A 20,987-nucleotide genomic window follows, 5' to 3' on the forward strand; every position below is an offset into this window, starting at 1 on the left:
TCACACTGCCAAGAAAAGCCTCTAGTGAGGGGGAAGGCGCCAGTACCGTAAACCGACACAGGTAGGCGAGATGAGAATTCTAAGACGCGCGGGATAACTCTCGTTAAGGAACTCGGCAAAATGGTCCCGTAACTTCGGGAGAAGGGACGCTCTACATGAGTAGAGCCGCAGTGAATAGGCCCAAACGACTGTTTAGCAAAAACACAGGTCTCTGCTAAATCGCAAGATGACGTATAGGGGCTGACGCCTGCCCGGTGCTGGAAGGTTAAGGGGATGGGTTAGCGCAAGCGAAGCTTTGAACCGAAGCCCCAGTAAACGGCGGCCGTAACTATAACGGTCCTAAGGTAGCGAAATTCCTTGTCGGGTAAGTTCCGACCCGCACGAAAGGCGTAACGATTTGGGCACTGTCTCAACGAGAGACCCGGTGAAATCATAGTACCTGTGAAGATGCAGGTTACCCGCGACAGGACGGAAAGACCCCATGGAGCTTTACTACAGCCTGATATTGAGGCTTTGTGCATGATGTACAGGATAGGCGGGAGACGTCGAGCCCGGAGCGCCAGCTTCGGAGGAGTCACCCTTGGGATACCGCCCTTCATGCATAGAGTCTCTAACTCGCAGCCGTAATCCGGCTGGAGGACCGTGTCAGGCGGGTAGTTTGACTGGGGCGGTCGCCTCCTAAACAGTAACGGAGGCGCCCAAAGGTTCCCTCAGAATGGTTGGAAATCATTCGTAGAGCGCAAAGGCAGAAGGGAGCTTGACTGCGAGACCTACAAGTCGAGCAGGGACGAAAGTCGGGCTTAGTGATCCGGTGGTTCCGCATGGAAGGGCCATCGCTCAACGGATAAAAGCTACCCTGGGGATAACAGGCTGATCTCCCCCAAGAGTCCACATCGACGGGGAGGTTTGGCACCTCGATGTCGGCTCATCGCATCCTGGGGCTGGAGTAGGTCCCAAGGGTTGGGCTGTTCGCCCATTAAAGCGGTACGCGAGCTGGGTTCAGAACGTCGTGAGACAGTTCGGTCCCTATCCGTCGTGGGCGCAGGAAATTTGAGGAGAGCTGTCCTTAGTACGAGAGGACCGGGATGGACGCACCGCTGGTGTACCAGTTGTTCCGCCAGGAGCATCGCTGGGTAGCTACGTGCGGACGGGATAAATGCTGAAAGCATCTAAGCATGAAGCCCCCTCCAAGATGAGATTTCCCTTTGAGTAATCAAGAAAGACCCCTCAGAGACGATGAGGTAGATAGGTCACGGGTGGAAGCATGGCGACATGTGGAGCTGAGTGATACTAATCGGTCGAGGCCTTGTTCTAGCAGATGCTTGTTGATGACTTCAGTTTTGAGGGCGCGAGCCCGATCGTCTGGTGACGATAGCCAAGTGGTCACACCCGTTCCCATGCCGAACACGGAAGTTAAGCACTTGAACGCCGAAAGTAGTTGGGGGCTTCCCCCTGTGAGGATAGGACGTTGCCAGGCATTTATTTATTCCGCAATAGCTCAGTGGTAGAGCAACCGGCTGTTAACCGGTAGGTCGTAGGTTCAAATCCTACTTGCGGAGCCAATGGCCCGTTGGTCAAGCGGTTAAGACACCGCCCTTTCACGGCGGTAACACGGGTTCGAATCCCGTACGGGTCACCATTATACTTTTTGTGCCGGTGTAGCTCAGCTGGTAGAGCAACTGACTTGTAATCAGTAGGTCGCGGGTTCGACTCCTGTTGCCGGCACTGTTTTTTCTCAATTGTATAAGTTTCCTAGACAAACTGGGGGGGTAGCGAAGTGGCTAAACGCGGCGGACTGTAAATCCGCTCCCTCGGGTTCGGCGGTTCGAATCCGCCCCCCCCCACCATGTCGAGCCATTAGCTCAGTTGGTAGAGCATCTGACTTTTAATCAGAGGGTCGCAGGTTCGAATCCTGCATGGCTCATTTCTTGCGGAAGTAGTTCAGTGGTAGAATACGACCTTGCCAAGGTCGGGGTCGCGGGTTCGAATCCCGTCTTCCGCTTTTTCTTTTGGGGCCTTAGCTCAGCTGGGAGAGCGCCTGCCTTGCACGCAGGAGGTCAGCGGTTCGATCCCGCTAGGCTCCACCAATTTTATTTAAAGATCTTAAGCGAGTTTCGTTCGTCTTAAGTTTTTTTTATATGAAATGCCAAGCATAACCAGAGTACGTACGCAAGAACACCGTGATTCCCTTCACGGTGTTTTTTTGTATATTCATGCGTCATTTTGTCGAGTTGAACCACTTGTTTGTTACCGCTTACAATATGTGTAGAAGTGACTATGACATAGGGGGAATATCGAATGAACATCGCGTATATCAGCGTACCGTACCGTTATGGGCAAGGAAAGCCGGGTACTGAACATGGACCTGCAGCTGTCGAAAAAGCGGGTTTACTAACGACACTCGAAGCAAGAGGACAAGAGGCAGTACGCTACGGGGAAGCGGCTGTTTTATCCGAAGATGCGGTTCGAGAAGAAGATCCGAAGCTGAAACGACTCGAAGGTGTTGTCCATACGACGAATGATCTGCATTTGATTGTTCGGGATGCGTTATCGGAGCAACGTTTTCCGTTACTCGTCGGTGGCGATCACAGCATGGCGATTGGAACGATTGCAGGTCTTCGCCAGACTGTGCCGCGTCTCGGGGTCATCTGGTTTGATGCACACGGTGATTTGAATACACCGGAAACCTCACCATCTGGTAACATCCACGGTATGCCGCTCGCTGTAGCCCTTGGGGAAGGACATCAGCGCTTAACGGAAGTCGGGGGAACAAACGTCAAATTGCAACCAGAGCATCTCGTTTTCATCGGATTACGTGACGTCGATCCAGGTGAACAAGAACTGATTGATCGTCTTGGTATTCGTGTCTATGATATGGAAGCGATCCGAACACGGGGAATGGATGCAATCATGGAAGAAGCGATTGCCTATTTGAAAGAAACGACGGATGCGTTCTATCTTAGCTTCGATATGGATGGTCTTGATCCATCACTCGTCGTTGGTACAGGAACACGTGTCGCGAATGGTATCTTCTTAGATGATGCGAAGACGGTGTTACAGCATTGCGCAACGGCAGAAGACTTTATTGCAGCTGAATTCGTTGAAGTGAATCCGTTACTTGAAGAAGGAAACGGAACAGCGGAACTTGCGAATGAGCTGATTGGCGATTTACTTTTGGCAATGGAAACGCATCGCTTAGTAAAATAATGGATAGAACTTGAACTCTTTTCATCGAGGTTCAAGTTTTTTTTGTTACAATTTAAAAGCAGATGAAACATTTATCGGTCGACTTCGTATAAGAGATTGACCGCATAGAGCGGGGGGTATTCAATGTGGAAGAAACGACACTACGCTTAATTGAGCGAGTGAAACAAGGAGACCGTGATGCATTCGCGGCACTTGTTGATCTATATAAGGAAGGTGCCTTTCTTGTGGCTTTCCGCGTCTTGCGCGATCGAATGGAAGCAGAGGATGCGACACAAGAAGCCTTCATCCGTGTATTTACGAAGATTGATTCGTATAATGCACAATGGAAGTTCCGGACTTGGTTGTACCGAATCGTCACGAACGTATCGATTGACCGATTACGGAAAAAGAAACCTGACTATTCTCTTGATGCTGAGATGTCAGGTACTGAAGGACTGACATTGTATTCACAACTCGAGAGCAAGGATACCTTGCCGGAGGACCAAGTGGTCGATAACGAGCAACGAAACGAAGTCGGGGATGCGATTGCAGCTTTACCAGAAAAATACCGTGTCCCACTCGTCCTGAAATATGTAGAAGATCTATCACTGAAAGAAATCAGTGAAATGATCGAATTACCAGTCGCTACTGTCAAAACTAGAATTCATCGTGGACGAGAAGCGCTGAAGAAGCATTTTGCTAAACGATGAGAAGGAGGAACTCACCATGTCACGAGAGCATGTACATGAACGGATCCAGGATTATTTAGATCAAAACCAACCACCTGAGGAGTTCGAGCGATTAGAAGCAGAGTTACGGGAAGCAGACGCGATGGACGAGTTCGAAGAGTATCGGCTCCTTGATGCTCGACTGCGTCAACTTCCAGCGCCCAAATTATCGGCAGATTTTACATCCCGCGTGCTGGCACAATTGCCCGACCAGGTGGAGATGCCAAGCGCTGCTTTGCTACACCAACCACAACCTTCTCGTTTTGGAGGGAAGATGAAGCAGTATCCATTGCTCGCGGCAGCGGCTGTTTTCTTACTCTTGTCGGTCGGTAGCCTTGGCGGTTATATGGCACAGGAAGAACATGACTTATCCTATACGAATGCACCAGGTATCGTCGCTCAAAATGGCGAAGTCGTCGTCCCAAAAGGCGTCACAGTCGATCAGGATCTATACGTCGAAGGTGGAAACGTCCGAATCGAAGGGAAAGTGAACGGAGATGTCATGACCGTTGACGGAAAAGCCTACACAGCGAGTGCTGGTAGTGTGACCGGAGAAATCAAGGAAATCGATCAATTATTTGAACGCGTTTGGTACGGAATCAAGCGTCTATTTCAATAATCAGCTGGGACGAGTCGAACTCGTCCCTTTATGCTATAATGGAAACTGTTTAAATCAGATGAGTTAGGGGGCACGGTTGGTGAATTACTTCAGCTGGCAACCACTTCAATTTCAATTGTTGAAACTGGGAGAAAACGTACATTGGTACGATTATATTAATGATGTGATTGATATCGCGGTCGTGACGTTCGTCATCTACCGTCTCATGATCATCGTCAAAGGGACGAAAGCTGTCCAGCTCATTAAAGGGATCTCGGTCATTTTGATCAGTTGGTTCCTGAGCGGTTTTTTTGGTCTAAAAACATTGCAATTCTTATTGAATCAAATCATCACCTACGGGTTACTTGGGATCATCATCATTTTCCAACCCGAACTCCGACGTGGACTCGAACACCTCGGACGAACGAGTAAATTCTTCTCGCGCAGTGCCATCAGTGACGAGGATGAACAAGTTCGAATCGTTGATGCGCTCGTATCGTCTGCTCAATACATGTCGAAGCGTCGTATCGGAGCGCTCGTGACGATTGAGCGTGAGACAGGACTAAGTGAATACGTGGAGACGGGAATTCCGCTCGGCTCACAAATTACAAGTCAACTCTTGATCAACTTATTCATTCCGAATACGCCGCTTCATGATGGTGCCGTTATCGTCCAGCAAGGCAAGTTAGCAGCAGCAGCTTGTTACTTACCGCTGTCAGAGAGTGCACATATCTCAAAAGAGCTCGGAACGCGTCACCGGGCTGCGATCGGTGTCAGTGAGGTGACGGATAGTGTCACACTCGTCGTCTCGGAAGAAACAGGTGGTGTTTCACTCGCCATCAATGGACGTCTGTATCGCGAGCTTGATGAAGAGTCGCTTCGAACGAAGTTGCTTGAAACGATTGTCAAAGTCGAACCGACGAATACTTCCTTCTTGAACTGGATGGGGGCGAAAAAATAATGTTCGAAAAGTGGTTCAATGAACGCTGGTTTTTACGAATCGTCGCTATCGCTTTAGCTGTCATGTTGTATTTGATGGTTGCAGGTTCGAATCCAACAGGAAAAAGTGATGCGGCAAGCCTTTTGCCGATTGCAGGACAAGGTTCTACGAAATTTGACGTGCCAGTCACGGTCCAGTATGATGAATCGCAGTGGGTCGCCTATAATATTCCAGATAGCATGGAAGTGACCGTCAAAGGTCCGTCGAGTAGCTTGACGATGCTCCGGCTCGTTCAGGATTTTGGATTGTCGATTGACCTTGATGGGCTTGATCCTGGCTATCATCGTGTCCGAGTCACGGCAACAGGCTTCGGTAAAGATGTTGAAGTGACACCGAAACAAGAAACAATCGAAGTCTTCCTCGATAAGAAGATTACAAAGGAAGTACCGGTACAGGTCGCTTTACTCAATAAAAACAAAATCGCTGAAGGATATGTCGCTGGAGAAGCGCAGCCGAACCAACAAACTGTTGAGGTCACAGGAGGCGCAGAGAAGTTACAGGCAATTTCAGCAATCCAAGTACCGATCGATGTGACAGGTCGGGCAGAGACGTTTAAAGAGACGTTCAACGCTAAAGCGACTGACACGAACGGGAATACAATCAATGCAACGTATCAACCGGAACAATTAGAAATCACAGTACCGATCTATAAGGAAAGTAAGACGGTACCGATCAATGTGAAGACAAAAGATAACGTCAAAAAAGGCTATACCGTCGTCAAAATCGTTCCCGTCACGACAGAGGCTCGTCTATATGGAACAAAAGAAGAATTAGAACGGATTGGTTCCGTTGATACGGAAGCGGTCTCGCTCAAAGGATTGACGAAGACGACGGAAAAAACAGTCAAACTCGTCGAACCGGAAAATGCAACGGCGATGGAACCGACACGTGTCACCGTCAATATCGTCGTCGAAAAGGAAAATGCCAAATCGACGACGGAAACCGTCGAGGATCGAGCGGAAAAAACGATTCCAGGTGTGACCGTTACATTGAATGGATTTGATGAAGCGAAATATACGATTGATTACAATCAAACGATTGATGTCGTCGTCCGTGGCAAAGAATCTGATTTAGCATCGATTGATGCGACAGATGTCAAAGCGGTCATCGACGTAACAGGTCTGAAGGAAGGAACGCATGGGTTACCGATCTCGTATCAGACATCAAAAGCCTTTGATGTCTTGCGTCCTGATAATATGGATGTCACGCTGAAAGCTGTTCCCCGGACTTCCGTTCCGACCAATTAAAACAAATTAGTGAAATGAGGAAATAACACATGGGTAAGTATTTTGGAACTGACGGCGTACGCGGCGTCGCAAACGTAGAATTGACACCGGAGCTTGCGTACCGTCTTGGTCGAACAGGTGGTTACGTGTTGACGAAACACGAAAGCACACGACCAAAAGTTTTAATCGGACGCGATACACGTGTCTCTGGTCAAATGCTCGAGAACGCACTGATCGCTGGTCTGTTATCAATCGGTGCAGAAGTCATGCGTCTTGGTGTCATCTCGACACCGGGTGTCGCGTATCTAACAAAAACGATGGATGCGACAGCAGGCGTTATGATCTCTGCGTCGCACAATCCAGTTGAAGATAACGGGATCAAGTTCTTCGGCTCAGACGGCTTCAAACTCGATGACGCAACAGAACTCGAAATCGAAGCATTGCTTGATGAAGCAGAAGATACATTACCACGTCCAGCCGGTAAAGAGCTTGGATTCGTTCATGACTATTATGAAGGTGCACAAAAATACCTCCATATGCTTCGTCAGACATCGGATGAAGATTTCTCAGGTATTCATGTCGCAATCGACGGTGCACACGGTGCGACGTCAAGTCTTGCACCACGTCTATTCGGTGACTTAGAAGCAGAAGTCTCGACAATCGGAACGACTCCGAACGGACTGAACATCAATGATGGCGTTGGTTCAACACATCCAGAACATCTTGCTGCTTTCGTTAAAGAAAAGAGCGCAGATGTTGGTCTATCATTTGATGGAGACGGAGACCGCTTGATTGCTGTTGATGAGAACGGTGATATCGTCGATGGCGATAAAATTATGTTCATCTGCGGTAAATATTTGAACGAAATCGGTCGTCTGAAGGATAACACAATCGTTGCGACGGTCATGAGTAACCTCGGTTTCCATAAAACTGTCGAAGAGCACGGAATGACAGCACTTCAGACAGCAGTCGGTGACCGTTACGTCGTTGAAGAGATGCGTAAGAACGACTACACGCTTGGTGGCGAACAGTCGGGTCACATCATCTTCATGGATTATTCAACGACAGGTGACGGTATGTTATCAGGCGTCCAGTTGTTGCAAATCATGAAAGCGACAGGGAAGAAGCTATCTGAACTTGCTGCTGAGATGCCGATCTTCCCACAACGTCTCGTCAACATCCGTGTCTCAGACAAAAATGGCGCAATGAGCGGTCCTGCCGTGCAAGCGATCATTGCTGAAGTCGAAGCGGAGATGGCAGGAAACGGACGGATTCTCGTTCGTGCGTCAGGTACAGAACCACTCGTTCGTGTCATGGCGGAAGCTCCGACACAAGAAGCATGTGACGCATACGTTGAGCGGATTGCGAACGTCGTTCGTGAGAACTACGCGTTACAAGAAAACTAAGTAGTTAGAAGCAGAGCGATCGCTCTGCTTCTTTTTTTACAATTATTTTAGAAAAACAGCTTAAGATTTTTACAAAAAATAGGGATTATGCGTATTGAATAGAAAAATATCGGGAATAGTTACAAATACGTTACCTTTCTTGCTTTTTCAGATTAAAGTTCGTATGATGGTGAAGTCGGACAGAAACGGGGTCGGACGGAAACAAGAAGCGCCAGGGCTTTCTCCGTAGGATGAAAGCTGACGAGGTGGAGGTTTATCGAATTATTCGGCGGATGCCTCCCGGTACCAGATCCATACCGTAAATCGTTCTGAAATCGTCCAAGTGATTGGGCGGACAAACAGACCGATCGGGATCCTCTCAACAAGAGCCGTTTCCTCTTCAGGGAAATACTTGTAAATGGAGAGATGTAACATGTGCGGAATCGTAGGTATGATCGGACAGGTCAACACGAAGGAAATTTTATTAAAAGGTCTCGAGAAGCTCGAGTACCGCGGCTATGACTCGGCAGGTCTTGCGTTCGTCAATGACGGCGTTCAAGTCCACAAAGAAGTAGGCCGGATTGCTGCGCTACGCGAAGTCGTTCCTGCTGAGGCAGACGGAACAGTCGGAATCGGACACACACGCTGGGCGACACACGGTGTCCCAAGCGTACCAAACGCGCACCCGCACCAAAGCGCGTCAACACGTTTCACACTTGTGCACAACGGCGTCATCGAGAACGATGAGCAGTTGAAATCAGAATTGAACGTCGATCTCCTCAGCGATACGGATACAGAAGTCATCGTTCAGATGATCGAAAAGAACTTCAACGAGACAGGTGACGTCGCGGAAGCATTCCGTCAAACACTTCGCGTCTTGCACGGTTCGTATGCCCTCGCATTGATCGATGCTGAAAACCCAGACGTCTTGTACGTCGCGAAAAACAAATCACCACTTCTCGTTGGTCTCGGTGACGGTACGTTCAACGTCGTCGCATCAGACGCAATGGCAATGTTACAAGTAACGGATCAATTCATCGAGTTGCATGACGGTGAGATGATCATCTTGACGCGTGATAGCGTCACGATCCAAGATCTCGATGGGAACGTCCAAGAGCGTGAAGCGTACACGGCTGAAATCGATGCATCAGACATCGAAAAAGGAACTTACGCGCACTACATGCTCAAAGAGATGGATGAGCAACCAGCGGTCATTCGTAACATCGTTCAAAAATATCAAAACGAAGCAGGCGACATTACACTCGACCAATCGGTCCGTGATCTCGTACTCGGTCGTGACCGTGTCTACATCATCGGTTGCGGAACAAGCTACCATGCTGGTTTGATCGGAAAACAGTTGATCGAACAAATCGCAGGCATCCCGACAGAAGTACACATCTCTTCTGAGTTCGGCTACAACATGCCATTGTTGACAGAGAAACCACTATTCCTCTTCCTTTCACAATCAGGTGAAACAGCGGATAGCCGTGCTGTTCTCGTCGAAGCGAAGAAACTCGGTCATCCAGCACTGACGATCACGAACGTTCCAGGATCAACATTGTCACGTGAAGCTAACGCAACATTGTTGCTCCACGCAGGTCCAGAAATCGCTGTTGCTTCAACAAAAGCGTATACAGCTCAAATCGCTGTTCTCGCTGTCCTTGCGTTTGACCTTGCTCAAGCGAAAGGGGTTGCCGTCAACTTCGATCTCATGAAGGAACTCGGTAAAATCTCAAGTGCGATGGAATCGGTCATGTCTCAAAAGGATCGTTTCCAAGAAATCGCGACAGAGTACTTGTCTGAGTCACGTAACGCGTTCTTCATCGGTCGCGGACAAGATGCGTACGTCGGGATGGAAGGTGCATTGAAACTTAAAGAGATCTCGTATATCCAAGCAGAAGGATACGCAGGTGGAGAGCTCAAGCACGGTCCGATCGCTTTGATCGAAGACAACACACCAGTCATCGCGCTCGTGACACAACCACACGTTCACCTCAACAACCGTGGGAACGTCAAGGAAGTCGTCGCACGTGGGGCAAACGCGTGTGTCATCGCAGCAGAAGGTCTTGAATTGCCAACGGATGCATTCGTCATCCCAGCAGTCGAGCCACTCTTGTCACCGCTCTTGTCAGTCTTACCACTTCAATTGATTTCATACTACGCGGCACTCGGTCGTGACTGTGACGTCGATAAGCCACGTAACTTGGCGAAGTCAGTAACGGTTGAATAAGTAAACAAATCGACTCCAAACGACAGGCGTATACCAGCGTCTGCCGATTGGAGTTTTTTATATGAGAGGAGAATAAGATGAACCGATGGATTTCAGCATTCCCTGAACGATATGAACAGGACGTTCGAGTCGTCAAAGCGTGTCTACCGTTTAAATGGACACGTCTATCACCAGGGTCGATCGAATTGAAGCTAGAGCAGGAACACATACAGATTCCGACGCGCTTATATGTACCAGAAGTCGCGCCAGAGCGAATCGAACAGTTGACGCCAACACAACGGACGATTTTATACTGTCTCTACACGCGTCATCATGACGGTCACATCCGTGAGTATTATCTCCAGCAGTTACTTAAAAACTATCCACACGACGGATGGGTCCTCGCCTATATCATCGAACTTGCTAGTGAATACGTCCGTGAAATCGTCGACATCATCGTACCCGCAATCGAGCAATGGAATCCGGAAGTGAAGCGGCGATTCGTCGAGGATGATCTGGCATACATGAAGCGAATCGAAGACCGGATGATCAGTTACTGGAATGCTTATTATCGATCGAGTGGGGAACGACGATCCGAAGCGGACTACCCAGGCTTTCGGATTATAGAATCGTTACGGGAGGATGCTTCGGTAGAGGAAATTTAAAAAGATGAAAAGGAGGTGCGCACTTGATTACGAAATCCAAGGATTTGTACTTAGAAGGATCTGGACCTGCTGTTTTGTTATTGCACAGCTTTACAGGTAGTGCGAATGAGATGCGCGGTCTCGCTCGTTTTTTACATGCAGCCGGGTATACCTGTTATGCACCGAATTATGCTGGGCACGGGGAATCGCCGGAGCGTTTGTTTGAGACGACGATCGAAGACGTCTGGCAGTCCGCGCAAGCCGGGCTCGCGTTTTTACATAATCAAGGGCACAAACACGTTTATCTGGTTGGGCAATCACTCGGTGGGGTGATGGCACTTCGACTGGCAGAACAGTCAGGATGTGCGGGACTCGTTTTACTCTCAACTCCGATTCTTGAGCGAACGATTGCAGGACTCGAGCACCGCGTCCGTCGTTATACGGAACGGTATTTTCAATTTGACGATCGTTCGTCGGAGTGGATTGCAGACTTTGTCGACCGTCATTTTCCGCGACCAGAAAAAGCCTTACGGGCACTGCAACAGTTCATCCTCGATACAGGAATCGTCTTACCGAAGATTACACAGCCCGTCGCTCTATTCCTTGGCGCCTTAGATGATGCCGTCTATCATGCAAGTCTCAAACGAATCGAAACAACGGTGCCAAGCCAAGATCAAAAAAAGGTCCTTCTTCCGAACAGTAAACATTTACTGACGCTCGATCGCGACAAACAGCATTTGTTTGAAGAGATTCTCGTCTTCTTGAAGACGCATCCGGTGCATTCCTTGAAATCGTCAACTGCTGTGCAGTAGGCTAGATAGGTAAGCTACACGTGAAAGGGGAATGTATCATGCGAATTTTAGTAGTAGGGGCAAGTGGAACGATTGGTCAGGCAGTCGCCGAACAGTTGGGTGAGCGACATGAAATCATTCGTGCTGGGCGAAGCGGAGCAGATGTGCAAGTCGACATCACATCAGAGGAAAGTATTCGGGCGATGTATGAAGCAGTCGGTACTGTTGATGCCGTTATCAGTGCTACAGGTGGCGCTCATTTTGGTCCATTGACGGACTTAACACCGTCTCTTAATCAAATCGGGATCGACAGTAAACTAAAGGGTCAAGTCAATCTCGTCTTGCTTGGTTTGGAGTCGGTACGAGATGGGGGAAGTTTTACATTGACGACTGGCATCATGATGGACGATCCGATTCGCCAAGGCGCATCCGCGGCGCTTGCGAACGGTGGGGTCAAAGCGTTCGTTCATGCAGCGGCGATCGAGATGCCACGGGGTATTCGAATCAACAGCGTTAGTCCGAACGTACTGATCGAATCGCTCGAAAAGTACGGACCATTCTTCCGCGGGTTTGAAGCTGTTCCAGCGTCACGTGTCGCAACAGCATTCGAAAAGAGTGTCGAAGGGGCACAGACGGGGCAAAACTACGAAGTCTATTAAACGAAAAAGCAGGTAGCGAAAATCGCTATCTGCTTTTTTAGAATCCGGATATGACATAACGCTCGATCCCAAAGAGTAATAAGGTGATTCCAAGACAAATGAGTAGGTTACGGACGAACCAGCGTCCCGTCATCGTTCGGTTCATGATGAGTTTCTCGAGTGTCAGATTGACGAGGAGCACACATAAGAAGATGACACCAAACCAAATCATACAGACACATCCTTTCCTCCTTCTAAACGAATCCTAAAGCTTAAAAGTTTCATAATTATGAGCAGCAGGAGATTGCTCATGCTACCGGGAAGGGAACAAACAGTCGATTTTACAAGGAGGAACACGACGATGAAACAAGCAGTCCTAGTGATTGATTTTCAACAGGAACTCGTCGATGGGAATACGGAAGAGCGTCCTGTATATTTAAAAGAACAAGTCGCACATGTCATCGAAGCGGTCGTACTTGAAGCAGACGAACGAAACGTCCCGGTCATCTTCATTCGGGATTTGGATGTCGCTGGAGGAGCCGGTGCTGGTTTTGCAGTCCATGACTCGATTCCGGTTCCAGCATCGAGTGTTACGTTTGATAAAGCGGCGACGAATGTGTTTCATGGTACACCTTTGCTCGACCATTTACGCCAAGCCTCGATTGAACATCTGATCGTCTTAGGCTGTAAGACGGAGCACTGCATTGATACGGCGGTGCGTAGTGCGACGGTGAATGGTTTTGATGTCACACTCGTCGCCGACGGACATACGACGAACGGCTCCGATGTATTAACGCCGGAGCAAATGATCGCACATCACAATCAAGTCTTACACGGACATTACAATGTCGAGCACTTTGCGATTGTCCGTCCGTCGACGGAAGATGTCTTCACCCCAATCCACAATGACTACCGAACATGAAAAGGAGAGTAACATGATTGAATTACGAAAAATGACAGCGCCCGATTACGAACGATATGCGACGCTCGTCCAAGACGAACATGTCATGCGTTATATCACGGAACAGGCATTAACAGAGACAGAAACGAAACAGCGTTTTGAGCGAATCCTCGAACAACAACAGCACGATCGACTAGGGTCTTTTTTGATCTATGCCGAAGAGACATGGATTGGAATCGGGCACATGACCCGGAGTCAAACGCAACCGTTCGAAGCAGAGCTCGGTTACATGTTGCTACCGGATTACTGGGGGAACGGATACGGCACAGCGATTGCTGAGCGTCTCTTACAGTTAGCGACAGAAGAAGAGTTACAGGTCGTCACGGCGACGATTGATCCAGCACATGAAGCATCGCGTCGTATTTTGATAGGATTAGGTTTTGAATCGACTTATGTTGGACCGATTGACGGTCTACCAGGTGAAACGCTACAGAAAATATTGGGGACGACAGAATGACGCGAGACGAATGGATTGAACATTTTCAACTCGATGTCGCAATGTGTGCGACCGTTGACGAATCGTATAGTTCTGAAGTCGATCGTCTCGTCCTAACGGATGGTCAGGTCGTTTTCTTGAAGCGTCCGTATACGGCTGAAAAGTGGTACCGGGAACGTGGCTGGATTCGTGCACTAGAAGAGTTTGTACCCGTGCCGCACATCCTAGCTGAAGCAGCTCCCGGGCAGACGACCGGGGCGTTCGTACTTGCTGCCTTACCGGGACATGCACCGATCACGATGACTAAAAAATTGGCATACGAAATTGGTCGGATGCTCGCACAACTGCATACATGCACCGGAGAAGCCTATGGCGAGTATACGGAAGAAGGATTTTATGCCTATCCGGTTCAGGATTGGCGACGTTTCCGAAATGAAAAACTTGATGGATTCCTGCCGTTCATCACGTCCGAACTTGACCCCGGTTTTTTAGAAAATATCCAAGCAGAGTTAGTCAGACGAGAAGAGTCGTTACCGGAGCCTTCACGTCCCGTTGCCACACATTGTGACTTCCGCCTAGCGAATTTACTGACGGTAGGTGATCAAGTCACAGGGGTGATCGATTTCGAGACGACCCGCTATGGGGCCGTCGAGATGGACTTCACGAAGATCGTCCGTAATCTCAATACGTTCGGTTCCATTTACGTCATAGCATTTCAAGAAGGATACGCAACATTACACCCAGACGTGCCGATCGAGACGTATTTGGCATACTATCGTTTGTGGGAAGCACTGACTGCCGTCGGCTGGTGCATCAAACGCGGACTAAAAGAGCACCGTGCGTTCTTTGAGGAGAACATCGCGCTCATCAAGCAGGAATTAAAGACGAGCATATCGGACGGGCATTGATTCACCCATCGCTTGGAAGAAACCTCTATACTTAGGGAAATGAGGAATATGAGGGGGAAGCGAGATGACAAGGAAACGAATCGGAATCATCGGCGGTGGACTCGCCGGGATCTTTGCGGCACGTCAATTACAGGCGGCAGGACATACTGTTGAAATCATCGAAAAAAGCCAGAGCGTCGGGGGGCGAATGGCGACTCGTCGTATTGATGAAGGAACAGCGGATCATGGTGCCGTCTTCTTCACGGTCCGGACGAAAGAGTTGGAACGCGAAGTCGACGAATGGCTTGAGAAGGGATGGGTTCGTAAGTGGTTCGGAACGGATTTTCCACGCTATGTCGCGACGAACGGGATGAATCAACTCGTACAAGCCATTGGTCGAGGAATTCCCGTCCAGTTGAATGAGCAAGTCACGCATATTTCGGCAACGGAAGATGAACTCGTCACACAAGCGACGGATCATCAAGGGGAATACGATGCGCTCCTCGTAACAGCGCCTGTACCGCAAGCATATGAACTGTTGCAGTCTTCTAGTTTAACGCTCGCTGATGACGATCATGAGCAGTTACGCCAAGTGACGTTCGAGCCGACATTCGTTGGTCTGTTTGAAATCAAAGAGCGACTCACAATCGGGGAAGTCGGTCTACAAGACGAACAGCTCGTCGATGGAATGTTGAAGCTCGTCAATAATGCTGAGAAGAAAATTTCGAAGAAGACACTCCTGAGCGTCTATATGACAGCCCGCTTCAGTGAAGACTGGTATGAGCGTCCGGAAGAAGAGACACTCGCTGAAGTCGAGCGTCTGTTACAACAGCAACTCGGACCAGTGACGATCGTCTCGCGTCAGCTCAAGCGTTGGCGTTATGCTCAAGCACGCGCGGTTTACCGGACACCACACCTGAAGCTTTCGGCACATCCACTCTGGCTTGCTGGAGATGCGTTCCTTGAAGCAGATGATGCGTCAGGTCGGACGCGCGTCGAGAGTGCTGTCATTTCCGGATTACGCGTCGCAGAGGCGATTGATACCCACTTACGTCAGACGGTGACGGCAACGGAATGAACGAATAATTATCACTATTTGAGAAACGACAACGTGCACTTCTTTTCTGAATCGAGAAGAAGTGCACGTTTTTTGCTAAAACAAATATCATTCTGCTTGAAAGTGTTGGCTACTCCAGGCTGCCATTTGATCAAGAATCGGTAAAAAACTATGTCCGGCATCGGTCAGAGAATATTCAACGCGAGGCGGAATCTCTCCGAACACATGACGTTGAATCAAACGGTCTGCTTCGAGCTCGCGCAGTTGCCGCGTCAACGTTCCCTTTGAGATGCCGGTTAATTGTTGTAGTTCGTGAAAACGGTATGTGCCGTGTGTGAGGTGCCACAGTAAGATGATCTTCCATTTACCAGCGACCATCTGTTGCACCCGGGTGACCGGACAGGCCGTCCGTTGATTGGTTGTTGAATCGAATACAGCCACATTCATCCTCTCCCATTGGTTCGTTTTGAGGGACCTAGTTTCAGATAAGTGCCTACTTTTTTTAGTGTATCACCTGGCGTATCATGAAGAACAACATCAAACTTCAAAGGAGTGGTTTTATCATGAAATGGTTAATTACAGGAGCAACTGGAAAATTAGGTGCGCGGATTGTGCAACATCTCAGTGAACAAGTCGGCAACGAAAACGTAGCGGTTAGTGTCCGCGACGTCGAAAAAGCAGTGTCGCTTGCAGCGCAAGGAATCAATGTCCGACACGGTGACTTTGATCAGCCGGAAACGCTCGGACAGGCATTTCAAGGAATTGATCGTCTGCTGATCATCTCGACGGACGGTGAAGAGGCAACGCGAATTCGTCAGCACCAAGCCGCTGTCACGGCAGCAAAAGAGGCAGGCGTTAAACTGATCGGCTATACGAGTATCGCCAATGCAGCACACAGCACGAACGGACTCGCGCGGACACATCGGGTCACAGAGGAAGCGATTCAAGCGACAGGTATTCCATATGTCTTTTTCCGCAACAACTGGTATCTTGAGAATGAACTCGCGACGATCGAGGCGGTTGCGCAAGGTGCAAACTGGTTAACGGCAGCAGGCGAAGGCAAAGTCGGATGGGCGTTGCAAGAAGAGTACGCAAAAGCGATTGCGACAGGACTAACGCTTGAGCATCCAAAAGCGATCTATGAATTATCGGGTCCATTGCACACACAAGCAGAACTGGCAACAGCAGTCGGAACCGTTATCAACCAATCCGTTGTCTTGGATCAAGTCGATGGCACGACATATGGAGAGCGAATGAAAGAGGCGGGACTACCCGACTTCTTGCTTCCGATGCTGATTGGTATCCAGGCAGACATCGCTGCCGGCACATTAGCAGTTGAAAGTAATGATTTTGAAACGTTACTCGGTCGTCCCGTGACGACGCTTGAAGAGAGTGTCCGCCTCCTTTTAAAAAGATAAGTTCATCTGAACGTTTTCAGTATGAATGAGTAGGGTAAATCCCCTTTAGAAGCAATTAAAGGAGGAGCCCTACTATGAAACTGTCATCTTATCGTGTTAAGGAAGGCGAGCAGGTCTCGTTTTCGAATTACCCGACATCAGAAAAACATGAGATTTCGGAAGCGGAATTACGCGAGAAACGGATTCCGAAAAGTGTTGAAACCTTACAAGAGTTACACTGGCGTTTACATGCCGAAGAGAAAAACGGTGTTCTCGTCATCTTACAAGCGATTGACGCGGCGGGGAAGGATGAGGCGATTAGCTACATCTTTTCTAACTTGAATGCCCAAGGACTTCGGACGATTTCCGTTAAGAAACCGTCGGATACGGAACAAAAACACGACTATTTGTGGCGGATCCACGAAGGGCTACCGGAAAAAGGCGAAGTCGGTATCTTGAACCGTTCCTACTATGAGGAAGTCATTGCACCTCGGATCCATGATTTACTCGAGGAGGAAGAAAAACCAGACGGCGGAGACGTCTGGCAGATGCGCTACCGTCAAATCAATGATTTCGAACGGTATCTCGTCGAGAACGGCTTTCGAGTCGTCAAGTTCTTGTTCCACGTCTCAAAAGAGGAACAACGACAACGGTTGTTGACTCGTCTGAAGGATCCGAAGAAAAACTTCGAATTCTCGTTCAGTGACATTGAGGAACGCAAGCACTGGGATGAATACCATGAGATTTTTGCTGAGCTTGTCTCGGCGACGTCGACATCGTATGCACCGTGGTACATCTTGCCGGCAGATGACGAATGGTATTCCCGCTATATCGTCACCGAAGTCATGAATGACGTCTTGAAGGAAATTGATCCGCAGTATCCGAAGTTATCGGAAGAGGATCAGGAACAGCTAGATGAAGCGATTAAACGATTGGAAAAAGAATGATCAAAAACACCGCCGATGACGTCATCGGCGGTGTTTTTTGGTTAGAGCCCAGGTAAGATCCCTGTGAATAGGCTTAAGAGGAAGACTGTAGCGAGCGCTGTTAAACCAGCGATAAAGCCACCGCCCGTCCAAGCAAGGAGTGTTTGGGGAATCGTCAATTTACCAAACCGGTTGACGACCCAGAATCCAGAATCATTAGGTAAGGAAAGTCCAATGCCACCAGCACAAATCGCTAGACCGAGAAGAATTGGTGAGACGCCTAACTCTCCAACCATCGGACCGAGAATACTTGAAGTCGTGACGAGGGCGACCGTCGCTGATCCAAGTGAGGCTCGAAGGATTTGTGAAAAGATGAATGCCAGCAAGAGTACCGGAATGCTCCAGTTTTGCATCGTCGTAATGAGATGATCCCCAATACCACTATTGTTGATGACGGCACCAAACGCACCACCGGCTCCAGTAATCAAGATGATGATTCCGGCTGAACTGATTGCTTCTGAGTATAAGCGTGTGTTCGGGATTGCGATGTATGGACGTAATAAGATGACAGCAGCAAAGACACTGATTAATAAGGCAACGTTTTTCTCACCGATGAAGCCAAAGAACGTCGCAATCGACGTTCCGGGAAATAGCAGTTGAGAGACCGTATTCAATAAGATCAGGACGATGGGTAAAGCTAACATGAAGAAGCTAAGCCCTGTACCGATTTCTTTTTTCGGTAAATCTGCTGGGTCGATCGACAATTCTTCGATATCACCAGAATGCTTAATTCGTTTCCCGATGAACATACCATAGAGGTAACCACCTACGAGAGTAGCGGGAATCGCGACGATGATACCGTATAAAATGAAGAAGCCAAGCTCTGATCCTGTATTTTCTGCGACAACGAGTGGTCCAGGTGTCGGGGCGATCATGTTATGCGAGACGATTAGACCGACGCCGAGTGCCGTAACGAAACTAACGACAGAAATCCCTGTTTTAGAAGAGAGCGAACGAATCAACCCACTTAAGATGACGAAGGCGGCATCGAAAAAGACAGGAATCGAAACCGCTGTTCCAGTTAAGGCAAGTCCAGCAGAGGATTTTTTAGGTCCGAACACATTCAAGACAGCTTGGGCGATCTTTTCGACGGCACCGGATGCACCGAGAAACTGACCGAAGATGACACCAAGACCAATCAGGATTCCGACACCCGCGAGTGTGTTACCAAAACCAGTCGTAACGACGGATGCGACTTCTTTGACGGGCATACCGATGGCTAAAGCGGTCAGGATGGAGATTGCTACAAGCGCAAGAAACGGTTCAATTTTAAGTTTTAAGATGGAAAAGAACAGTAGAGCTAGAGACAGAATAAAAATGACGACCAATAGATTACCCGTAACCATCAAGATCTCTCCTTCATATCATGAATTCCGATGAGGTGTTGAACACCTTATTTGTATCCGCTTACAAAATATTAAGTGTGAAGTAGTTCAGCGACTTCTTTTAAAGTCGTCTTTGAGCCGACATTCCCTGGGAAGATGACATATGTCAGACCTGGAAACTTACTTTCTGATCCTGTTGTCCAGACCGGGATGCCGGGTTTGATTTGACCAGCGACAGTCGCTCGTTTGACGCGTAGACCAGTCGTCCCGATGTCACTTGATGTGATGCCACCTTTAGCGATGATGTAGCTTGGTCGTACATGTAAACGGGAGACGATACTCGTCACAGCATCAGAAATTTTGATAGATAACTTCAATTCTTCTTCCTGTTGATTTTCGCCTAAATCGAGGCGTTCTCGTCTCGTATAGACGGCAACCGTCTGTCCCGACTCAATCAATTGTTCTGTCGTTGCGATAATCCGGTCGACTTCTTGTTTGAATTGCTCCGGCTGTAATACGAGATGGACATCAAACTCGATGAAATGAATGAAGTCACACGTTTTTAACGCGGCTAATTGTTCCGTTGTTTTTTGGACATGTGATCCGACCATGATCAAACCACCCGGTGTCGTATCAGACAGAAGTTCTTCTCTCGTCAGGAGTGGACGCTGATCGATTCCACCGATGACTTTCGTGAAGGCTGCGGCCGTCCGGAATAAAAATCGCTTGCCCGCGTTCATGGCACGAATCAGTGCAATCGTTGCGACTTTGACATCGAGATAATCCGTTGCATTGATGATGATTTTATTAAAGTCTTGAGCGGTCATTAGTTGTGTAACAAGTGAATCGAGACGGAGCTGTCGCAAATCCTTCAAGGATAGGGAGATGACAGCATCTGCTGTAAATGAACCACCCGATTTTTCTTCTGCCCACTCACCGAGATGTGAAGCGGAGTAACCGAATGTCCGGTCTTTTGCGAACTCTGTTTGTCCTGCTGGAACGAGTATGTCTTCTTCAAGTACATAATGGACATCGTCAATCGTATACCGACCGCCTTCTTGGAAGAACGGCATCAGAATTTCACCATCGAAGGAATCACTCGACTTCTGCTCGAGTGTTTGGCGTAAAACATCCGTTTCGAGCGGATAATGACCACGAAGCGTCGAATCACCACGACTAATTAAAATAAACGGCTGATTCCGTTGATCAGAGACGGCTTGGACGGTAGCGGCGATCTCTTCGTGAACACGTTTTGTTTCTTCACGTGTAAATCCACGAGAATTCGTCAAAATAAAAAACATCGATTGGTCTTCGCTAAATCCGGCTTCGATACTTTCAGTTGTCCAGTCGGTATAGACAGAGACGCCATGGACAGTCTGCACACCTGTTGGATCATCATCGAGGATGATGATTTTATGAGGAAACTGACGTAATGCTTCAAGTAACAATTCATCGACTACTGTTACATCCGGGAGGGATGGTAACTGGCTAAGTGTCGTTTTGCTTGGTAGTGTCGGGAATGTCGAAATCATC

The 20,987-nt window shown here is 48.6% G+C and carries 20 protein-coding genes, 7 tRNA genes and 2 rRNA genes (1 of these 29 running past the window's edge); 25 read left to right on the plus strand and 4 right to left on the minus strand.

Going from position 1 to position 20,987, the window contains the following annotated elements; translation table 11 throughout:
• The 19 genes from K6T22_RS00885 to K6T22_RS00975 all read left to right on the plus strand — a co-directional run.
• Positions 1-1,314: ribosomal RNA gene (locus K6T22_RS00885) — 23S ribosomal RNA — on the plus strand (it extends 1,600 nt beyond the left edge of the window).
• A 47-nt stretch (positions 1,315-1,361) separates the two neighbouring features.
• A 5S ribosomal RNA gene (gene rrf, locus K6T22_RS00890) occupies positions 1,362-1,477 on the plus strand.
• Between the two features lie 10 nt (positions 1,478-1,487).
• Positions 1,488-1,562, plus strand: a tRNA-Asn gene (locus K6T22_RS00895).
• Between the two features lie 2 nt (positions 1,563-1,564).
• A tRNA-Glu gene (locus K6T22_RS00900) sits at positions 1,565-1,639 on the plus strand.
• A 13-nt stretch (positions 1,640-1,652) separates the two neighbouring features.
• Positions 1,653-1,725, plus strand: a tRNA-Thr gene (locus tag K6T22_RS00905).
• Between the two features lie 38 nt (positions 1,726-1,763).
• A tRNA-Tyr gene (locus K6T22_RS00910) sits at positions 1,764-1,847 on the plus strand.
• A 4-nt stretch (positions 1,848-1,851) separates the two neighbouring features.
• Positions 1,852-1,924 (plus strand) — tRNA-Lys (locus K6T22_RS00915).
• Positions 1,925-1,930: 6 nt separating this feature from the next.
• Positions 1,931-2,002: transfer RNA gene (locus K6T22_RS00920), tRNA-Gly, on the plus strand.
• Positions 2,003-2,011: 9 nt separating this feature from the next.
• Positions 2,012-2,087 (plus strand) — tRNA-Ala (locus K6T22_RS00925).
• A gap of 211 nt (positions 2,088-2,298) precedes the next feature.
• Entirely contained in the window at positions 2,299-3,207 is a 909-nt protein-coding gene (gene rocF / locus K6T22_RS00930) for an arginase (RefSeq protein WP_238238407.1), read from the plus strand.
• Between the two features lie 125 nt (positions 3,208-3,332).
• Positions 3,333-3,896 (plus strand): RNA polymerase sigma factor SigW, encoded by a 564-nt coding sequence (gene sigW, locus K6T22_RS00935; protein ID WP_023466660.1) that lies wholly within the window; start codon positions 3,333-3,335, stop codon positions 3,894-3,896.
• 16 nt (positions 3,897-3,912) lie between these two features.
• Positions 3,913-4,533 carry an anti-sigma factor gene (locus K6T22_RS00940; protein ID WP_238238408.1) on the plus strand — a complete coding sequence of 207 codons (621 nt, stop codon included), beginning with the start codon at positions 3,913-3,915 and terminating at the stop codon, positions 4,531-4,533.
• A gap of 79 nt (positions 4,534-4,612) precedes the next feature.
• Entirely contained in the window at positions 4,613-5,473 is an 861-nt protein-coding gene (cdaA, locus tag K6T22_RS00945; protein WP_283205695.1) for a diadenylate cyclase CdaA, read from the plus strand.
• Positions 5,473-6,759: a CdaR family protein gene (locus K6T22_RS00950; protein WP_238238409.1), complete on the plus strand. Its 1,287-nt coding sequence runs from the start codon at positions 5,473-5,475 to the stop codon at positions 6,757-6,759. The genes cdaA and K6T22_RS00950 overlap by 1 nt, the downstream gene beginning before the upstream one ends.
• A gap of 29 nt (positions 6,760-6,788) precedes the next feature.
• The gene (glmM, locus tag K6T22_RS00955; protein WP_238238410.1) at positions 6,789-8,144 is read left to right on the plus strand and encodes a phosphoglucosamine mutase; all 1,356 of its coding nucleotides are present in this window, start codon (positions 6,789-6,791) and stop codon (positions 8,142-8,144) included.
• 412 nt (positions 8,145-8,556) lie between these two features.
• Positions 8,557-10,353 (plus strand): glutamine--fructose-6-phosphate transaminase (isomerizing), encoded by a 1,797-nt coding sequence (gene glmS / locus K6T22_RS00960; RefSeq protein ID WP_238238411.1) that lies wholly within the window; start codon positions 8,557-8,559, stop codon positions 10,351-10,353.
• A 77-nt stretch (positions 10,354-10,430) separates the two neighbouring features.
• The gene (locus K6T22_RS00965; protein ID WP_238238412.1) at positions 10,431-10,997 is read left to right on the plus strand and encodes a hypothetical protein; all 567 of its coding nucleotides are present in this window, start codon (positions 10,431-10,433) and stop codon (positions 10,995-10,997) included.
• Positions 10,998-11,020: 23 nt separating this feature from the next.
• Complete coding sequence (locus tag K6T22_RS00970; protein WP_238238413.1) at positions 11,021-11,788, plus strand: alpha/beta hydrolase; 768 nt, start codon at positions 11,021-11,023, stop codon at positions 11,786-11,788.
• Between the two features lie 38 nt (positions 11,789-11,826).
• Positions 11,827-12,426: a short chain dehydrogenase gene (locus K6T22_RS00975; protein WP_238238415.1), complete on the plus strand. Its 600-nt coding sequence runs from the start codon at positions 11,827-11,829 to the stop codon at positions 12,424-12,426.
• A 37-nt stretch (positions 12,427-12,463) separates the two neighbouring features.
• Here the strand turns inward: K6T22_RS00975 and K6T22_RS00980 are convergent, their stop codons facing one another.
• On the minus strand, positions 12,464-12,637 hold the full coding sequence (locus K6T22_RS00980; RefSeq protein WP_156357224.1) for a hypothetical protein: 174 nt from the start codon (positions 12,635-12,637) through the stop codon (positions 12,464-12,466).
• 129 nt (positions 12,638-12,766) lie between these two features.
• On the opposite strand from K6T22_RS00980, the gene K6T22_RS00985 reads away from it, so the two are divergent.
• The 4 genes from K6T22_RS00985 to K6T22_RS01000 all read left to right on the plus strand — a co-directional run bounded on the left by K6T22_RS00985 (position 12,767) and on the right by K6T22_RS01000 (position 15,767).
• Positions 12,767-13,327 carry an isochorismatase family protein gene (locus K6T22_RS00985; protein WP_238238416.1) on the plus strand — a complete coding sequence of 187 codons (561 nt, stop codon included), beginning with the start codon at positions 12,767-12,769 and terminating at the stop codon, positions 13,325-13,327.
• 13 nt (positions 13,328-13,340) lie between these two features.
• Entirely contained in the window at positions 13,341-13,823 is a 483-nt protein-coding gene (locus K6T22_RS00990) for a GNAT family N-acetyltransferase (protein ID WP_238238417.1), read from the plus strand.
• Complete coding sequence (locus tag K6T22_RS00995; protein WP_238238418.1) at positions 13,820-14,710, plus strand: phosphotransferase family protein; 891 nt, start codon at positions 13,820-13,822, stop codon at positions 14,708-14,710. The genes K6T22_RS00990 and K6T22_RS00995 overlap by 4 nt, the downstream gene beginning before the upstream one ends.
• A gap of 64 nt (positions 14,711-14,774) precedes the next feature.
• Positions 14,775-15,767 carry an NAD(P)/FAD-dependent oxidoreductase gene (locus tag K6T22_RS01000; protein WP_238238419.1) on the plus strand — a complete coding sequence of 331 codons (993 nt, stop codon included), beginning with the start codon at positions 14,775-14,777 and terminating at the stop codon, positions 15,765-15,767.
• Between the two features lie 87 nt (positions 15,768-15,854).
• Here the strand turns inward: K6T22_RS01000 and K6T22_RS01005 are convergent, their stop codons facing one another.
• Positions 15,855-16,187, minus strand: coding sequence for a winged helix-turn-helix transcriptional regulator (locus K6T22_RS01005; RefSeq protein ID WP_238238420.1), 333 nt, complete (start codon positions 16,185-16,187; stop codon positions 15,855-15,857).
• Between the two features lie 122 nt (positions 16,188-16,309).
• Between K6T22_RS01005 and K6T22_RS01010 the strand changes: the two genes are divergently transcribed.
• Together K6T22_RS01010 and K6T22_RS01015 are read left to right on the plus strand one after the other, a co-directional pair.
• Positions 16,310-17,164, plus strand: a complete 855-nt coding sequence (locus tag K6T22_RS01010) for an SDR family oxidoreductase (RefSeq protein WP_238238421.1) — start codon at positions 16,310-16,312, stop codon at positions 17,162-17,164.
• 74 nt (positions 17,165-17,238) lie between these two features.
• On the plus strand, positions 17,239-18,090 hold the full coding sequence (locus tag K6T22_RS01015; protein ID WP_238238422.1) for a PPK2 family polyphosphate kinase: 852 nt from the start codon (positions 17,239-17,241) through the stop codon (positions 18,088-18,090).
• A 41-nt stretch (positions 18,091-18,131) separates the two neighbouring features.
• On the opposite strand, the gene K6T22_RS01020 is transcribed toward K6T22_RS01015, so the two are convergent.
• Positions 18,132-19,475, minus strand: coding sequence for a GntP family permease (locus tag K6T22_RS01020; protein ID WP_238238423.1), 1,344 nt, complete (start codon positions 19,473-19,475; stop codon positions 18,132-18,134).
• Between the two features lie 71 nt (positions 19,476-19,546).
• Positions 19,547-20,986 (minus strand): four-carbon acid sugar kinase family protein, encoded by a 1,440-nt coding sequence (locus K6T22_RS01025; protein ID WP_238238424.1) that lies wholly within the window; start codon positions 20,984-20,986, stop codon positions 19,547-19,549.
• Between the last annotated feature and the right edge of the window lies 1 nt (position 20,987).

The organism is Exiguobacterium acetylicum (genome assembly GCF_022170825.1).
Classification (GTDB): Bacteria; Bacillota; Bacilli; order Exiguobacteriales; family Exiguobacteriaceae; genus Exiguobacterium_A; species Exiguobacterium_A acetylicum_B.

Excerpts from the sequence above, each read along its gene's own strand:
- glmS (WP_238238411.1), top strand. The coding sequence starts at position 8,557 with ATGTGCGGAATCGTAGGTATGATCGGACAGGTCAACACGAAGGAAATT.
- K6T22_RS01025 (WP_238238424.1), bottom strand. The coding sequence starts at position 20,986 with ATGATTTCGACATTCCCGACACTACCAAGCAAAACGACACTTAGCCAG.
- K6T22_RS00965 (WP_238238412.1), top strand. The coding sequence starts at position 10,431 with ATGAACCGATGGATTTCAGCATTCCCTGAACGATATGAACAGGACGTT.
- K6T22_RS00995 (WP_238238418.1), top strand. The coding sequence starts at position 13,820 with ATGACGCGAGACGAATGGATTGAACATTTTCAACTCGATGTCGCAATG.
- K6T22_RS00990 (WP_238238417.1), top strand. The coding sequence starts at position 13,341 with ATGATTGAATTACGAAAAATGACAGCGCCCGATTACGAACGATATGCG.
- K6T22_RS00985 (WP_238238416.1), top strand. The coding sequence starts at position 12,767 with ATGAAACAAGCAGTCCTAGTGATTGATTTTCAACAGGAACTCGTCGAT.
- K6T22_RS01020 (WP_238238423.1), bottom strand. The coding sequence starts at position 19,475 with ATGGTTACGGGTAATCTATTGGTCGTCATTTTTATTCTGTCTCTAGCT.
- K6T22_RS00940 (WP_238238408.1), top strand. The coding sequence starts at position 3,913 with ATGTCACGAGAGCATGTACATGAACGGATCCAGGATTATTTAGATCAA.
- glmM (WP_238238410.1), top strand. The coding sequence starts at position 6,789 with ATGGGTAAGTATTTTGGAACTGACGGCGTACGCGGCGTCGCAAACGTA.
- K6T22_RS01000 (WP_238238419.1), top strand. The coding sequence starts at position 14,775 with ATGACAAGGAAACGAATCGGAATCATCGGCGGTGGACTCGCCGGGATC.
- K6T22_RS00950 (WP_238238409.1), top strand. The coding sequence starts at position 5,473 with ATGTTCGAAAAGTGGTTCAATGAACGCTGGTTTTTACGAATCGTCGCT.
- K6T22_RS01015 (WP_238238422.1), top strand. The coding sequence starts at position 17,239 with ATGAAACTGTCATCTTATCGTGTTAAGGAAGGCGAGCAGGTCTCGTTT.
- rocF (WP_238238407.1), top strand. The coding sequence starts at position 2,299 with ATGAACATCGCGTATATCAGCGTACCGTACCGTTATGGGCAAGGAAAG.
- K6T22_RS00975 (WP_238238415.1), top strand. The coding sequence starts at position 11,827 with ATGCGAATTTTAGTAGTAGGGGCAAGTGGAACGATTGGTCAGGCAGTC.
- K6T22_RS01010 (WP_238238421.1), top strand. The coding sequence starts at position 16,310 with ATGAAATGGTTAATTACAGGAGCAACTGGAAAATTAGGTGCGCGGATT.
- K6T22_RS00980 (WP_156357224.1), bottom strand. The coding sequence starts at position 12,637 with ATGATTTGGTTTGGTGTCATCTTCTTATGTGTGCTCCTCGTCAATCTG.